Annotated in this window: 12 protein-coding genes; 5 read left to right on the top strand and 7 right to left on the bottom strand. The window is 70.7% G+C overall.

The genetic code is table 11. From position 1 onward, the window contains the following. Positions 1 to 81: 81 nt before the first annotated feature. Complete coding sequence (locus AOM45_RS21795) at positions 82 to 813, top strand: ABC transporter ATP-binding protein (RefSeq protein ID WP_030465246.1); 732 nt, start codon at positions 82 to 84, stop codon at positions 811 to 813. Positions 814 to 816: 3 nt separating this feature from the next. Next, positions 817 to 3,306 carry an FtsX-like permease family protein gene (locus AOM45_RS21800; protein ID WP_030465247.1) on the top strand — a complete coding sequence of 830 codons (2,490 nt, stop codon included), beginning with the start codon at positions 817 to 819 and terminating at the stop codon, positions 3,304 to 3,306. A gap of 44 nt (positions 3,307 to 3,350) precedes the next feature. Here the strand turns inward: AOM45_RS21800 and AOM45_RS21805 are convergent, their stop codons facing one another. Both AOM45_RS21805 and AOM45_RS21810 read right to left on the bottom strand, forming a co-directional pair. Further along, positions 3,351 to 4,271: a hypothetical protein gene (locus tag AOM45_RS21805; RefSeq protein WP_030465248.1), complete on the bottom strand. Its 921-nt coding sequence runs from the start codon at positions 4,269 to 4,271 to the stop codon at positions 3,351 to 3,353. Between the two features lie 135 nt (positions 4,272 to 4,406). Further along, positions 4,407 to 5,723, bottom strand: coding sequence for a cytochrome P450 (locus tag AOM45_RS21810; RefSeq protein WP_030465249.1), 1,317 nt, complete (start codon positions 5,721 to 5,723; stop codon positions 4,407 to 4,409). Between the two features lie 175 nt (positions 5,724 to 5,898). On the opposite strand from AOM45_RS21810, the gene AOM45_RS21815 reads away from it, so the two are divergent. Then, complete coding sequence (locus AOM45_RS21815; protein WP_162185602.1) at positions 5,899 to 6,630, top strand: class I SAM-dependent methyltransferase; 732 nt, start codon at positions 5,899 to 5,901, stop codon at positions 6,628 to 6,630. A 49-nt stretch (positions 6,631 to 6,679) separates the two neighbouring features. Here AOM45_RS21815 and AOM45_RS21820 read toward each other — a convergent pair whose 3' ends face one another. From AOM45_RS21820 to AOM45_RS21830, 3 genes are all read right to left on the bottom strand, one after another. Then, complete coding sequence (locus tag AOM45_RS21820) at positions 6,680 to 7,429, bottom strand: DUF899 family protein (protein WP_030465251.1); 750 nt, start codon at positions 7,427 to 7,429, stop codon at positions 6,680 to 6,682. Positions 7,430 to 7,545: 116 nt separating this feature from the next. Further along, positions 7,546 to 9,123, bottom strand: a complete 1,578-nt coding sequence (locus AOM45_RS21825; protein WP_030465252.1) for an ABC-F family ATP-binding cassette domain-containing protein — start codon at positions 9,121 to 9,123, stop codon at positions 7,546 to 7,548. Beyond that, positions 9,116 to 10,726 carry an ABC-F family ATP-binding cassette domain-containing protein gene (locus tag AOM45_RS21830; RefSeq protein ID WP_030465253.1) on the bottom strand — a complete coding sequence of 537 codons (1,611 nt, stop codon included), beginning with the start codon at positions 10,724 to 10,726 and terminating at the stop codon, positions 9,116 to 9,118. The genes AOM45_RS21825 and AOM45_RS21830 overlap by 8 nt, the downstream gene beginning before the upstream one ends. Positions 10,727 to 10,949: 223 nt before the next feature. Between AOM45_RS21830 and AOM45_RS21835 the strand changes: the two genes are divergently transcribed. Beyond that, positions 10,950 to 11,864: a patatin-like phospholipase family protein gene (locus AOM45_RS21835; protein WP_030465254.1), complete on the top strand. Its 915-nt coding sequence runs from the start codon at positions 10,950 to 10,952 to the stop codon at positions 11,862 to 11,864. A 19-nt stretch (positions 11,865 to 11,883) separates the two neighbouring features. After that, positions 11,884 to 13,356: an amidase gene (locus tag AOM45_RS21840; RefSeq protein ID WP_030465255.1), complete on the top strand. Its 1,473-nt coding sequence runs from the start codon at positions 11,884 to 11,886 to the stop codon at positions 13,354 to 13,356. On the opposite strand, the gene AOM45_RS21845 is transcribed toward AOM45_RS21840, so the two are convergent. Continuing rightward, positions 13,349 to 14,497, bottom strand: coding sequence for a M20 family metallopeptidase (locus AOM45_RS21845; RefSeq protein WP_030465256.1), 1,149 nt, complete (start codon positions 14,495 to 14,497; stop codon positions 13,349 to 13,351). The genes AOM45_RS21840 and AOM45_RS21845 overlap by 8 nt on opposite strands. Continuing rightward, complete coding sequence (locus AOM45_RS21850) at positions 14,494 to 16,038, bottom strand: AbgT family transporter (RefSeq protein WP_030465257.1); 1,545 nt, start codon at positions 16,036 to 16,038, stop codon at positions 14,494 to 14,496. The genes AOM45_RS21845 and AOM45_RS21850 overlap by 4 nt, the downstream gene beginning before the upstream one ends. Positions 16,039 to 16,063: the final 25 nt, after the last annotated feature.

The following is a 16,063-nucleotide window of genomic DNA, read 5'->3' on the forward strand; positions in this document are numbered from 1 at the left end:
GGGCAGCCTGCGTGATCGTTCCTGACGTCCGGGTTGCCTACGTTCTTCTCAGAAGTTGTTGCTCGCTAAGGAGAAAACGTGATGAGGGCAGACGCGCTGTCGTTGCAGGCGGTGCGGAAGGTGTACGGCTCGGGTGGCGGTGCCGTCACCGCGCTGGACGAGGTGACCGTCGGCATCCGGCGGGGCACGTTCACCGCGGTGATGGGCCCGTCCGGCTCGGGCAAGAGCACGTTCCTGCACTGCGCGTCGGGCATGGACCGGCCGACGTCCGGCCGCGTGCTGCTCGGCGACACCGACCTGGGCGGGTTGAAGGAGGCCGCGCTGACCGCGGTGCGCCGCGACCGGATCGGGTTCGTCTTCCAGGCCTACAACCTGCTGCCGTCGCTGACGGTGGAGCAGAACATCACTCTGCCGCTGAGGCTGGCGGGTCGCCGTGCCGACCAGGAGTGGCTGCGGACGATCGTCGGCCGGGTGGGGCTGGACGGGCGGCTCGACCGGCAGCCGGCCGAGCTGTCGGGTGGTCAGCAGCAACGGGTGGCGATCGCGCGGGCGCTGGTGGCGCGACCGGAGGTGGTGCTGGCGGACGAACCTACCGGGGCGCTGGACTCGCGGACCGCGCACCAGGTGCTGGTGCTGCTGCGGTCCATTGTGGACGAGATGGGGCAGACGGTGCTGATGGTGACGCACGACCCGGTGGCGGCGTCCGCGGCGCACAGCGTGCTGTTCCTGGCGGACGGGCGGCTGGCGGGGGAACTGGTCTCGCCGACGCCGGAGAAGGTCGCGGAGCGCATGACGCACCTGGGGGAGTGGTAGGCCGTGCTGAGCCTCGCCTGGCAGACCGTCAAATCCCGCACCAGCGGTTTCATCGGCGCGTTCGTCGCCGTCCTGTGCGGCACCGCGCTCGTCGCGGCCTGCGGGATCCTCATGGAGTCCGGCCTGCGCGGTGGCGTGCCGACCCAGCGCTACGCCGCCGCCGACGTCGTGGTCACCGGCGACCGGATCGTGCGGCCGCCCGGTGGTGACGTGCTGGCGTTCGAGCACGCCGCCGAGCAGCCGGCGATCCCCGCCGACCTGGTCGCCAAGATCGCGGCCGTGCCCGGTGTGAAGGCCGCCGTGCCCGAGCAGACCTTCCCCGCCGTCGTGGTCGGGCCGGACGGGCAGGTCCTCGCGGACAAGCCGTCCTTCGGCCACAACTGGGACTCCGCCGTGCTGGCGCCGTTCACGCTGGTGGAAGGACGCGCGCCCACGGCGGACAACGAGGTCGTCCTCGACTCGGGCCTCGCGGCTCAGGCGAAGGTCTGGGTGGGCGGCGAGGTGCGGATCACGACCCGTTCGGCGCCGGTGAGCTATCGGGTCGCCGGCGTCGCGGAAGGCCGGGGAGATCGGCAGGCGTCGTTGTTCTTCAGCTCCGCCAAGGCTTCCGAGCTCGCCGGACGTCCGGGCCAGGTGAGCGCCATCGGCGTGCAGGGCGGCGGTGACCTCGCCCAGCGCCTCGACGACGTTCTCGCGAACGACCACGTCACCGTCTCGTCGGGTGCCGACCGCAGCGCGGCCGAGTTCGACGACGTCAGCCAGACCAAGTCGATCCTCGCGATCCTGGCCGGCTCGTTCGGCGGGTACGCGATCCTGGTCGCGATCTTCGTGGTCGCCAGCACGCTCGCGTTGACGGTGGAGCAACGCCGCCGCGAGTTCGCGCTCCTCAAGGCCGTCGGCGCGACGCCGCGCCAGATCCGCAAGCTCATCAGCGTCGAGACGACGGTGGTCTCCGTCGTGGCCGGCGTGCTCGGGAGCGTGGCGGGCATCGCGGTGAGCCTCGGGCTGCGCGCGGCGTTCGCGAGGATCGGTGTGGTGCCCGCGGACTTCGCACTCTCGATCAGCCCGATTCCGCTGGTCGCCGCCCTGCTGATCGGGATCGGCGCGGCACGGCTCGCGGCCTGGAGCGCGGCCCGCCGTCCGTCGTCGATCAACCCGGTCGAGGCGCTGGGCGAGGCCGCCGTGCAACGCAAGGACGTCGGACGGGTCAGGTTGGTCATCGGCTGGGTCCTGCTGACGATCGGGCTCGGCGCGACGACGTTGCCGTTGTTCCTGCGCGGTCCGCTCGGTGCGGCGATGTCGGTGATGGCCGCGCTGGTGATGATCATCGGTCTGGCGCTGACCGGCCCGCGGGTGGTGGGCGCGATGGTCCGCGTCGTCGCACCGAAGCTGCCTGGGTTGTCCGGCTACCTGGCGTCCGCGAACGTCGTCAAGAACTCCCGGCGGCTCGCGGCGGCGGTGACGCCGTTGATGCTGGCGATCGGGTTCGCCGTCGTGAACTACTACAGCCAGACGACGATGACCGCCGCCGTGCAGCAGGAGACCGCGCGGTCGATCACCGCGGACCACGTCATCACCGGCGTGGTGGGCGTGCCCGCAGAGATCTCGAAGGCCGTGCGCGAAATCCCCGGCGTGACGGCGAGTTCGCTGGTGCGCACCCAGGTGATCACCGCCGCCAAGACAGGTGACAGCGTGGACGTGCAGAGCCGACCGGCCAACGGGCTCGACCCGACCGCCGCGGGCGTGGTCGACCTCGGCCTCGTGTCCGGCAGCCTGACCGACCTCACCGAGGGCACGGTGGCGTTGGGCGACGCGCACGCGAAGTGGGAGAACAAGAAGGTCGGCGACACGGTCGACTTCTGGTTCGCCGACGGCCGCCCGGCCAGCCTGCGGGTGGTCGCGACCTACCGGCACGACCTCGCGTTCGGCGACTACGTGCTGTCCTCCGCGGACGCCCGCGCCCACACGGTGGCCGGGACGGATACCGCCGTGCTCGTGAAGTCGGCGGACGTGACCGCGCTGAACGACCTGACCAGCCGGTATCCGGGCCTTGCCGTGACCAGCGGGGTGGCGGCGCAGGAGCAGGGCGAGCAGCGGACGCAGTTCCTGCTGAACCTGGTCGCGGTGGGCGTGATCCTCGGCTACGTCGCGATCTCGGTGTCGAACACGCTGGTGATGACGACGGCGGCACGGCGCCGCGAGTTCGCCCTGCTGCGCCTGGTCGGCACCGGACGACGGCAGGTGGTCCGGATGATGCGGGCCGAGGCGGTGCTGACCGTCGGTCTCGCGGCGGTGCTGGGTTCGGCGGTGGCCGCGGTGCCGCTGGCGTTGCTGGCGATCGGCCTCACCGGCGTCCCGGTGCCCGCCGGGCCGATCTGGGTCTACCTGGGCGTGCTCGCCGGAGCGGCGCTGCTCGGCCTGGTGTCGATCGCGGTGCCCACGCGGTTGTCGTTGCGCACCAAGCCCATCGAGACGATAGGCATCCGCGAGTGACGAACAGGCCACTTGGAGATCCAGGTGGCCTGTTCCGCGTGCGGTCAGCCGACGGGCGGCGCCATCTCGAACCAGTTGTAGCCCTCCACCAGCTGCGTGGTGGGCGCGGTCGAGCCCGGCGTGGTGATCTGCCAGCGGGTCACCCAGCGGTACGTGCCCGGCGTGAGGCTCTCGTCCATCGGCGTCTCCGGGTCGTCCTTGACCGGGGTGTACTCGTAGACGGCCTTCTTCGTCATCGTGGCGTTGAGCGTCTGGTAGTCGGACTGGGTCTTCAGGTAGTCGCCGACGCCGTGGTCACCGGCACGACCGGGGTCCATGTAGCGGACCTGCAGCGTGTTGCCGCCGAACGACCCCTCGACCGAGACCAGCGTGACGATGTGGCCGCCGCCGCGCTGGAGGCTGTTCTGGGGACCGGCCGAGTAACGGCCGTAGACCATCTGGACGGGACCGCGGGCGAGCTTCTTGGCCAGGTCACCGCCGAAGTCCGCGGCACCGTTGGTGTCCACGCCGGCGGTCACCGCGGTCCAGCCGACGTCGCGGGCCGGTTTGGTGGCGATGGTCCACGCGGTGCGCAGGTTGCTCATCCTGGTGCCGCCGTCGTACTTCGCGTCCACGCCGATCCGCCCGATCGAGTTCGTGATCACGTTGTAGTCGGCCTGGTCCTTCGGGTCGAGGTTCTTCACCTTCGTGGTGAGCCAGCCGACCGGCGCGTTCTTCTCGTGGGCCCAGTAGTGCAGCACGTTGTACAGGGACGCGGGGCCGCAATAGGCGCCGCCGTTGTTCTCCAGACCCGCGCGGTGCTGGTCGACGTCGCTGATCCCGCACTGCTTCACCTCGAAGTCGGGTCCGGCCAGGTCGGTGACCCGCACGCACGGCGCCGGCTGACCGATGACGGGGTCTGCGGAGGCGACGGCCGGGAGCGCGATGGTCGAGAGGGTGGCGGCGATGATGGCCTTGCGGATCATGGTCCTTACCTTCCGTTCGCGGATTGCGTTGGCAGGTAAAGACTCTCGGAGCGCAGACGTGGAGGCATGAGGGATGAGCCCTCAACCCGGACTCGCGAAAGTTAGGTGTATCAGACCATCCCCCACACGCCTCTGTTAAAGACCCGGCTGGATCGGGCTGGTGTGGTTGCCGAGGTGGATCGGCAGCGAGTGCAGCCCGTAGACGATCGAGAGCTTGCGGAACGACAGGTCGCCTGGCTGCACCGCGAGCCGCATCTCCGGGAACCTCCGCACCAGGGCCGGGTAGGCGATCCGCAGCTCCATCTTGGCGAGCTCCGCGCCGATGCACCGGTGCGCGCCGTAGCCGAACGCGAGGTGCTGGCCCGCGGACCGGTCCGGGTCGATCGCGTCCGGCGAGGGGTACACGCTCGGGTCGCGGTTCGCCTGCGACAGCGAGCACGCCACGATGTCGCCCGCCCGCACCTTCGTCCCGGCGATGTCGACGTCCTTGCGCGCGATGCGCAGGAACGCCACCTGCACGACCGACTGGTGGCGCAGCAGCTCGTCGATCACCCCGCTCACGGCCTCGTCGTCGTCGCGCACGCGGGCGAGTAGATCGGGGGAGCGCAGCATCGCGAGCGTGCCCAGCGAGATCATGCTCGCCGTCGTCTCGAACCCGCCCGTGAGCAACCCGTCGGCCAGACCGGCGAGCTCGTCGTCGTCCAGCTCGTCACCGTGCTTGCGGATCAGCTCGCCGAGCAGCCCGTCGTTGGGCGCCTCGCGCTGGGCCCGCACCAGCTCGCGGAAGTACACGATCGACTGCGACACGGCGGACAACGACGCCGTGGCCGCCCCGCCCAGGTCGAAGCGCGCCACGCTGCGCCGCTGGAACTCCTCGCGCTGGTCCGCGGGCACTCCCAGCAGCTCGCAGATCGTCAGGGCGGGCACCTGCATCGCGAAGTCCTCGACGAGGTCGACCGGGCCGTCCTTCATGGACATGAGGTCGAGCTGGTCGGCCACGATGGCCTCGATGCGCGGGATCAGCCGGGAGAGCCGCCGCATGGTGAACTCCGGCGTCAGGACCTTGCGCAGCCGCGTGTGCTCCGGCGGGTCGCTGAACCCCAGTCCGCCCGGCGCCTCGTCCGCGAACAGGCCCATCTCCCGGAAGTGGCTGAAGTCGTTGCTGAACGCCTCGGCATCCGCCAGCACCCGCTTCGACGCCTCGTACCCGGTCACCAGCCACACCGTCACCGGCAGCGGCAGCCGCGTCACCGGCCCGTGGGCCTGCATCCGCGCGAGTTCCGGCACCGGATTCAACCCGTTGCGGCGCAGCGGCGCCAGCACCTTCGACGGCACGAACCACGACGACCCGAGGTCGAACCCGGACTTGCTGAGGTGCGCGAGGAACCGCCGCCCCATCCATCCCGTCACGCGCGACCTGACGTCGGTCGCTGACTGCAGAACGTCCCTCATGACGCGGCTGTCCCTTCGGCGGAAAGGATGAGGTGACCACGATGATGACCACCGCAACGGACAATAACGACGCCGCCGCTCGCACGTCGTCATACCTGGGCCTAACGCGCCGTCATACTTTGGTCCAGACGTCGATCAAAACACGTGCGCGCGCCGTTGTGGCATGGTCGGAGGGGTGCCGACCGCCGAGGGATTCGACCAGTGGTACGCCGATCGCGCCGAGTCGCCGCTCGCCGACGAGCTCGTTCGCCGCGTGCTCGACCTCCCGCCGGACCTGGAGTCGACCAGCCTGCTGAGCGGCGCCGGACTCGACGAGGTGGTGCGTGCCCTGGATCTGCGCCCCGGCGAGGTGCTGCTGGACCTGGCGTGCGGCCGCGGCGGGTACGGGCTGGAGATCGCGCGACGCACCGGGTGCCAGCTCATCGGCGTGGACTTCTCGGCCGTCGCGATCTCGAAGGCCCGGCAGCGCTCCGCTCGTGCGGACTTCCGGGTGGGCACGCTCACCGCGACCGGCCTGGAGTCCTCCTCTGTGGACGCCGTGGTCGTCGTCGACGCTCTGCAGTTCGCGGATTCCAAGCCGGCGGCGCTGGAGGAGTGCTTCCGGGTTCTCCGGCCGGGTGGACGGCTGGTGATCACCTGCTGGGAGGCTGTTGTGGTGGGCGATGAGAGCGTGTCGCCGCTGATGCGGGACCTGGACCTCGCCAGGCTGCTGCCCGAGGCCGGGTTCACCGCCGTCGAGGTCGTCGGGAAACCGGAGTGGCGGGTCGTCGAGAAGCGCATGTGGGACGAGGCGCTGGCCGTCGACGCGCCGGACGACCCGGCGATTCGGTCGATGCAGGACGAGGCGCGGCGGGTCTTGGGCCAGTTCGACGACCTGCGCCGGGTGTTCGCTACCGCTTGCCGCTGATACTCGTGGGCGCGGCGTGGCCGGTTGCCCACGCCGCGCCCACGACCCGTCAGTGGCAGTGACCCTGCCGCCCCAGCGTCGTCTCCGGCGTCACGCCCGGCCGAGTCCACTGCGGAACCGGCCTGCTCGTCCCGTCCCAGGTCGGGTTCCCCTCCGCGTCCGTCCGCCAGAACCAGCACGCGGGACGCCCCTCCGGCCAGCCCTCCGGGTGGTCCTCCCACGCCTCACCCCGGCCGCGCACGGTCATGTCGAGCAACCCCAGCGACCCGTTGGGCCGTTCGGTGCCGCGGCCCGTCGTCGAGTAGGTGAGGAACGTGCGGTCGCCGTCACGCAGGTAGCTGGTGATGTAGCCCATCTCCCCACCGGCGGGGCCGTCCACCCCGCGCACCGAGTACCAGGGTTCGGAGTAGCCCATGAACTCGACGAACGGGGCGACCTCGTCCCACGCGCCGGTGGTCAGGTAGGCGAACGACACCCCGCGGGTGTTGAGGTACGCGGCGTTGTCGAAGTGGAACGGCATGTGCGTGCAGCCCTCGCACTGGCCCTGGAACGGCGCGCCGTCCCACCACATGTGCTTGTAGACCACGAGCTCCTCGCGGCCCTGGAACAGGTCGATGAACGGCACGGGGCCGGCGGCGCCGACGATCTCGACCTTGCCGTCGAACTCCACCATCGGCAGCCGCCGGCGCGCGGCGGCGATCGCGTCGCCCTCGCGGGTGTGGGCCTTCTCGCGAACGAGGAGCTCGTCGCGGGCCTTCTGCCAGGTGTCCAGGTCGACGACGGGTGGGCGTCCGGTCATGGTTTCGTCCTCCGTGAGGTGCGGTTTCTTCCCTTTCACCTCGGAGTCGAAGCCAGAACCGCGTTCTCGACATCACCGCGGGAACCGAATTCCTCCAGGCGGCACCGGCTGTTCGTTCAGAGCCCGATCTCCGCGCCCTGCCAGCGCTTCCGCAACCACCGGTCGTGGCTCGCCACCACGATCGCGCCCGGTCCCGGCCCCAACGCGTCCTCCAGCTCGTCGCACAACGTCGGCGACAGGTGGTTGGTCGGCTCGTCGAGCAGCAGCAGGTGCGGCGGCGACGCCACGAGCAACGCGAGCGCGAGCCGCCGCTGCTGGCCCACCGACAGCGTGCCCACCGCCTTGCCCAGGTCCTGCCGGTGCAGCAGTCCCAACGACTCCAGCGGCACCTGGGCCACCCGTTCCGCGCCGAGAGCCCGGCCGTAGGTGCCCCGCGCGGTGAGGCGCGGGTTGGCGAACGACGTGTCCTGGTCGAGCAGGCCGACTCGCAGATCCGGGTGCCGTCGCACGCCCGCCACCTCCACCCGGCCGGCCAGAGCGAGCAACAACGTCGACTTGCCGGCGCCGTTGGGACCGGTCACCAGCAGCCGATCACCGTCGTGCACGTCGAGGAAGTCCAACGAGAGCCGTCCGGGTACCCGGATCTTCCGCAGCGACACCAGATGCTCGGCGGACAGCGTCAAACCAGGAGCGGCGAAGCTCAACGGGCGCGGGGGAGCGGGCACCGCGCGCCGTTCGAGCTCCTCCAGACGCCGGGTCGCGTTGCGGACGCGGCGGGAGATCTGGCTCTGCACGCGGTTGGCCCGCACGCCGTAGCCCATCTTGTCGCTGTCGCGCATCGTCCTGTTCGGAGCCACCCGCCCCGCGATCAGGCCGAGCGAGTCCCGCAACGAGGCCAGTTCCTCCTGCTCTTCCAGGTAACGACGTTCCCAGCGGTCGCGGTCCAAGCGCTTCTGCCGCACGTACTCGCTGTAGGTGCCACCGAACCGGACCGGGCCCTCCACCGCGGGATCGAGATCGACCAGGTCCGTGCAGACCGCGTCGAGGAACGCCCGGTCGTGGCTCGCCAGCACGACGGTGCCGGGCAGGCCGCGCAGCTGCTCCTCCAGGAACGCGGCGGCATCGTCGTCGAGGTGGTTGGTCGGCTCGTCCAGCAGCAACGCCGACGGCCTGCGAATCACGAGCGCCGCCAGCGCGAGGCGGCGGCGCTCGCCACCGGACAACGACCCGAGCGTGCGGTCGCGCGTGACGTCACCGAGCCCGAGTCCGTCCAGGACGATGTCGGCGCGGCGGTCCGCGTCCCACGCTTCGTGCCGTTGCGCCAGCTCCAGCCGTTCCGCGTAGTCCGCGAGCAGATCGGCACCCTCGGCGATCAGGCCGGCCAAACGCTCCAGCTCCGCCACGTCCTCGCGCGCCTCGGCCACCGCGTCGTCGAGCACGTCCGCGACGGTCGCCGAGCCCGGGAACGTCATCTCCTGGTGCAGAAACCCCAGGTCGGCCGGCCGCTCAACGGAACCGCGGTCAGGCTGGTCGACGCCCGCGAGCAGGCGCAGCAACGTCGACTTGCCCGTGCCGTTCTCGCCGATCAGGCCGATGCGCCTGCCGGGAGCCGCGGTGAGCGACACGCCGTCCAGCACGCGGCGGCCGCCGAAGCCGCGCACCAGGTCGTGCGCGACCAGTGCCGCCTCAGCCACGTCCGGCCTCCAGCAGCTTGCCGCCGTCCAGGCGCAACCAGCGGTCGATCTTCACCTCGCTCAGGAACCGCTCGTCGTGGCTGACCACGACGAACGCGCCCCGGTACGCGTTCAGCGCGCTCTCCAGCTGTCCCGCGCTGACCAGGTCGAGGTTGTTCGTCGGTTCGTCGAGCAGCAGCAGTTGCGGCGCGGGTTCGGCGAACAGGACGCACGCGAGCGTGGCGCGCAGCCGTTCCCCACCGGACAGCACCCCGACCGGCAGATGTGCCCGCGCGCCGCGGAACAGGAAGCGCGCCAACAGGTTCATCCGGTCCGCGGGCGGCATGGCCGGGGCGAACGCGGCCAGGTTCTCCGCGACCGTGCGGGCGTCGTCGAGCAGGTCCAGGCGCTGCGACAGGTACGCGACACGGCCGTCGGCACGCCTCACCTCACCGCTGTCCGCCGTCAGCGATCCGTGGATCACCCGCAGCAACGTCGACTTGCCCGCGCCGTTCGGGGCGGCGAGCGCGATGCGTTCCGGACCGCGGATCACGAGGTCGAGGCCGTCGAACAGCTCCCGCACCCGGATGCCCGAGCCGTCGAAGAGCGTGCGCCCGGCGGGCACGGCGGTCTGCGGCAGGTCGAGGCTGATCTTCAGCTCGTCCTTCAACGCGCGTTCGGCCTGGTCGAGCCGGGTCTTGGCGGCGCCCAGCCGTGCCGCGTGCGTGCCGTCGGCCTTGGCCGCGGACACCTCGGCGTTGCGCTTCATGTTGCCCGCGAAGATCCTCGGCAGACCGGCGCTCGACAGGTTGCGCTGGGCGTTCGAGGCACGGCGGGCGGCGCGTTCACGGGCCTGCTGCATCTCCCGCTTCTCGCGCTTGACCTCCTGCTCGGCACTGCGGATGTTCTTCTCCGCGACCTCGCGCTCGGCGGCGACCGCCTCCTCGTAGGCGCTGAAGTTGCCGCCGTAGAACCGGATCTCGCCGCCGTCGAGCTCCGCGATCCGGTCCATCCGGTCGAGCAGCGCGCGGTCGTGGCTGACCACGAGCAGGCAGCCGCGCCAGTCGTCCAGCACGTCGTAGAGCCGGTGACGGGCGTCCAGGTCGAGGTTGTTGGTCGGCTCGTCGAGCAGCAGCACGTCCGGCTGCCTGAGCAGCTGCGCGGCGAGGCCCAGCGAGATGATCTGACCACCGCTCACCGTGTCCAGCCGTCGGTCGAACGCGAGGTCGCCGAGACCGAGCCGGTCGAGCTGGGCGCGGGTGCGTTCCTCGACGTCCCAGTCGGTGCCGATGGTGGTGAAGTGCTCCTCGTCGGCGTCACCGGACTCGACGGCCCGGATCGCGCGCAGGACGGGTGCGACGCCGAGCACCTCGGCCACGGTCAGCTCGGCGGTGAGCGGCAGGTCCTGCGGCAGGTAGCCGAGCACGCCGTCGACGGACACGCTGCCCGCGGCGGGCGTCAGCGCACCCGCCACGAGCTTGAGCAACGTCGACTTGCCAGCGCCGTTCGGGGCGACGAGACCGGTGCGGCCGCCGGGCACCGTGACGGACAGGCCGTCGAAAACAGGAGTGTTGTCCGGCCACGAAAAGGACAGGCTGGACACGACGATGAAAGCGTCGGACATGAGACCTCGGAAAGTGCTGCGCGCGAACGACAGTCGCACGAGTGGAAAGGGGACGACGAAACAGCCACCGCTGTCGATGGCCTGTCACATCCCGGGCTCACCCGGAGATGTCGTCTTCACCCACCAGCACGTCGAGCTCCTCGGTCAGGGGCGTTGATCTCGTCCTCCACGTTAGCAGGGCCTCGCAACAGGAAAGTCCGACCGTGGTTCACTCGGCTGTGTGATGAGTGTTCTCGAGTTGCTGCACGAACGGAGGCAGCGGCAAAGCGTGCCGGGGCACCGGGACGACGACGCGCGGCTCGTGCTGCTGATCGAGGGCGGCAGCTCGCGCGGTGCCTACTCCAGCGGCATGACGATCCCGATCGAACAACACGGGCTGCTGCCGCTGTTCGACGCCGTCTACGGGAGTTCGGCGGGATCGCTCAACGCGGCCTGGCTGCTGTGCGGCCGCGCGGACCGCAGCAAGCACGCGTGGTGGGACCCGGCCGTCATGCGGACGACCATCAACCCGCGGCGCGCGTTCACCCGGCGGCCCGTCGTGGACACCCACCACCTCATCCACACCATCTACACCCAGGTCGTCCCGATGGGCTTCCAGGAGATCGTGGACAACGCCGTGGAGTTCCACCCGATGGCCACGGACGGACTGTCCGGTGAGGCCGCCGACCTGCACGACCACGTCCGCGACACCCCGAGCCTGCAGGCCGCGCTGCGGGCGTCGACCGCGATGCCGCTGCTCACCGGCGCACCCGTCGTGATCGACGGCCGCCCGTACATCGACGCAGGGCTGACCGCGACCGTCCCGGTGAAGACCGCGCTCGAGCAGAAGGCCACGCACGTCATCGCCCTGCGGACCCGGCGCGAGGACGAGTTCGCTATGCCGCCGACCCGCGCCGAACGCCTGGTGCTGACGCGCTGGATGGCCCGCAACGCTCCGGGTGCCATCGAGCCGTGGCTGCGTCACGTCGAGATCAGGACGGAAGAAGAAGACCTGCTCGCCTCGCATCCCGAGTGCCTGCAGATCCGGCCACCGCTGGGCAGCGCCAGGGTCGGCCGCACCGAACGGCGCCCGCACGTGCTGCGCGCCGCCGTCGACACCGGGGTCCGCGCCGCGATGAAGGCTCTGGAACTGGACTGACGCCAGCTACTTTGTGCCCGTGGACTTCGACGAGTACCGGAAGTACGACGCGACCGGGCTGGCCCGGCTCGTCGCGGACAAGCACGTGTCCGCGGCCGAACTGCTCGCTGTGGCAACCGAACGCGCCGCGGCGGTGAACCCGAAGCTGAACGCGATCGTCAGGGACGTCCCCGCCGAGCCGTCGGACGATCTCACCGGTCCGTTCGCCGGCGTGCCGTTCCTGATCAAGGACCTCGGCCAGGACTACGCGGGCCTGCCGACGTCGAACGGATCGCGCTCGCTGAAGGCGCACCGGGTCGCGGAGCACTCGACGGTGGTCCAGCGCTGGCTCGACGCCGGTCTGGTGATCTTCGGCAAGACCAACCTGCCGGAGTTCGGCGCCAAGGCGATCAGCGAGTCGGTCGTGTGGGGCCCGGCGCGGAACCCGTGGGACCTGGAACGGACTCCCGGCGGTTCCTCCGGCGGTTCGGCGGCCGCGGTGGCGGCCGGGATCGTGTCGTGCGCCGGAGCGAACGACGGTGGTGGCTCGACCAGGATCCCGGCGGCGTGCTGCGGCCTCGTCGGGCTCAAGCCGGGGCGCGGGCTCACGCCGTTCGGGCCGGAGACCGCCGAGATGATGCACGGCGCGGCGGTGCAGGGCGTCGTCTCGCGCACGGTGCGCGACACCGCGGCGATGCTCGACGTGATCTGCGGCGGTGAGGCGTCCGGACCGTATTCGCCTGCGATGCCGTCGTCGTCGTTCGCGTCGTGCGTCGGCCTGGAACCGGGGAAGCTGCGCATCGGCGTCCGGGTGCCGTCGGCGATCAACCCGAACCCGCACCCGGAAGCGTTCGCGGCGGTGGAGGCGGCCGTCCGCGTGCTCACCGATCTCGGTCACCACGTCGAGGAACTGCCGCAGGCGCCGTTCGACGACGCCGCGCTGGCCAAGGACTTCCTCCTCACGTGGTTCGTCAACCTCGCGTGGAAGGTCGCGGACGCGAAGAGGCTGACCGGTGCGCCGGACAGCGCGTTCGAACGCGACACGTTGCTCATGGCCGCGCTGGGCCGGGCCACGAGCAGCGTCGACTACGTGGACGCGGTGCAGCGGCGGCACGAGCACACCCGCCGCCTCAGCGTGTTCTTCGAGTCGTACGACCTGTTGCTGACCCCGACCCTGGCGACGCCACCGCCGAAGGTCGGCGCGTTCGAGCTGCCGGTGTCGTTGCAGCGTGCGACGGACGCGTTGCTGAAGACCCGCACGGCGAGGTTCCTCAAGCACACCAAGCTCGTCGACGACATGATCTCCGAGAACCTCGGCTGGGTGCCGTACACGCAGCTCGCGAACATCACCGGCCGGCCCGCGATCTCGCTGCCGCTGCACTGGACCGCGGACGGACTGCCCCTCGGCGTGCAGTTCGTCGCGCCGCTCGCGGGGGAGTCGCTGCTGATCAAGCTCGCGGCCCAGCTCGAGGAAGCGCTGCCGTGGGCCGACCGGGTGCCGGAGCTCAGCTGAACAAGCGCGGCTCCCCGGTCGCCAGCCGCGTCAGCATCCCGGCGAGGAGTGCGGTCTGCGGTGCGACGGTGTCGGGATAGATGAACTCGTCCCGCGCGTGGGCGCCGCCGCCGACGGCGCCCAGCCCGCACAGCACCGGCAGGCCGAGCGCGGCGACGAAGTTCGCGTCGCTCGCGCCACCCACCGCGGCGTCGCGCAGGCCGTGGCCCTGCTCGTGCGCGACGGCTCGGGCCAGGTCCAGCAGCTGCGCCGACGCGGGGTTCAGGACCATCGGTGGCCGGTTCCACCCGCGCGTGATCTCCATGCGCACGCGGGGGTCGCTGATCCTGATCGCCTTCAGTTCGGCGTCCACTCGGTCCTTCTCCTCGTGGGTGCGCACGCGGACGTCGATGGTCGCGGTGGCACGGCCGGCGACCACGTTGGCGCCGGTGCCGCCGTTGATCAGGCCGACGTTGACGGTGGTGCCCGCGGCGGGCGCGGCGATCGCCGACGCGGCGGTGACGAACTCGGCGAGGGAGTGGACGGCGCTGGCTCCTGCTTCGGGGGCCAGTCCGGCGTGCGACTCGATGCCGGTGGCGGTCACGGTGAAGGTTCCGGTGCCCTTGCGGGCCGTCTTGACCGCGCCGTCGGCGGTGGGCTCCAGCACCAGAGTCGCGTCGGCTTCGGAGGCGGCGCGTTCGACGATCGGCCGTGACGAAGGAGAGCCGATTTCTTCGTCGCCGTTGAAGACGAACGTCACCGTCGGCACCGGTCCGCCGGCGTCCCTGGCCAGTTTCAGCGCCCAGATGCCTTGTGCCAGACCGGTTTTCATGTCGAAGATGCCCGGTCCGCCGAGCTTCGGCCTGCTACCGGCCACAGGTGGCGCCCAGTCGGCGAGCGTGCCGGTCGGCCACACGGTGTCGTAGTGGCCGATCAACGCGACGCGTCCGGGATCGGTGCCCGTGTAGGTCAACGTGGCGGTGTCGCCGTGCTCGTGGCCGGGGTGGCGTTGCTGGACGTCGGGCGGTCCGAGCCGGGCCGTGGCGAGGTCCAGCAGGTGGTCCAGCCCCGCGGCGAGGCCCGCCAGGTCGAGGCTCGAGGTCTCGTGGTCCACGAGGGAGAGGATGTCGGCGACGACGTCTGCCGTGATGTCGTGTGTCATGCGGCGCTGACTCCGAACGGGATGCCCAGCAGGTACCAGGTCACGAAGAACGCGACCCAGACGATCCAGACCACGGCGGCGATGGGGATGGTGAACGACGCGAGCGTGCCGATGCCCGCCGACTTGCGGTACTGCTGGACGAAACCGAGCGCCATCACGAAGTACGGGCTCATCGGGGTGACGCAGTTGGTGACGGAGTCGGCGACGCGGTAGACGGCCTGGGTCGTCTCGGGGTCGATGCCGACCAGCATGAGCATCGGCACGAGCACCGGCGCGGCCAGCGACCACAGCGCGGATCCGCTGGTGATGACCAGGTTCATCACGGTGATCAGCACCGCGATGCCGACGAGCACGACCCAGCCCTGCAACCTCAGGTCCCGCAGCGCCTCGGCACCGGTGATCGCGAGGACCTCGCCGATGTTGGTCCACTTGAAGTAGGCCAGGAACTGCGAGATCGCGAAGAAGAGCACGAGGATCGGCGCCATCGAGCGGACTCCGTCGGCCATGGCGGCGACGACGTCACGTGCGGCAGGCAGCGTTCCGGTCAGGCGGCCGTACACGGCGCCGACCACGGCGAAGAACACGCCCAGGACCACCGCGATCCCGGCGATCACCGGTGAGTTGACGATGCCGCCGCCCTCGCCGCGCAACGGTGAGGACGCGGGGACCAGCGAGACCACCAGGAGCGCGATGAAGCCCAGCGCGACCAGGCCGGTCACCCGCAGGGCGCGGCGTTGCCGCGGCGTCACGGTCATCGCGTCGCGTTCGGTGGCGTCGAGGTCGGTGCTCGGCTGGTCCGCCTCCAGGTCCGCGCGTCGGGCGAGGACCGTCTCCACGACGACCGTGATCACGGTCGCGATGAGGAACGACGACGCGAGGCCGAAGAAGTAGTTGGAGACCGGCGTGACGACGTAGTCCTTGTCGATCGTGCGGGCCGCGGCGGTGGAGATCGACGACAGCAGCACGTCGGTCTTGGTCAGCGACGGCGACGCGTCGTAGCCCGCGGAGATCGAGACGTAGGCGACGATGCAACCGAGCACCGGGCTGCGGCCCGCCGCGCGGAAGATGAGTGCCCCCAACGGGATCAGCGTGATGTACGCGGCGTCGCCGACGACGTGGCTGACCATGGCCGTGAGCGACAGCGCGAAGGTCAGGTACTTGGCCGGCACCCGCGCGACCATGCGCCGCAGCATCGTCGAGAGCAGCCCGCTCCGCTCGGCGACGCCGATCCCCAGCATCACCGTGAGGATCGTGGCCAGCGGCGGGAAACTCGCGAAGCTCTCGACAGCGTCCGCGACGACCAGCGTGAGCCCGTCCCTGCTGAGCAGGCTGGCCACCTCGACGACCTTGTTCGTCGCCGGGTTCACCGCGCGGACGTGCATCGCCGCGAGCACCGCGCTCAGCACGGCCACACCGCCCGCGAACAGCCAGAAGAGCCAGAACGGGTTGGGCAGTTTGTTGCCGGCCTTCTCGATGGCGGCGACGCAGCGGAACGCGGCGCGCAGAACTCTCGACTGCGGTTCGGCGGCGGTGGTGGTCATCGGTACCTCGTCGGACGCTGGGGAT

Origin of the sequence: Lentzea aerocolonigenes (genome assembly GCF_000974445.1) — a bacterium.
Lineage (GTDB): Bacteria > Actinomycetota > Actinomycetes > Mycobacteriales > Pseudonocardiaceae > Lentzea > Lentzea aerocolonigenes.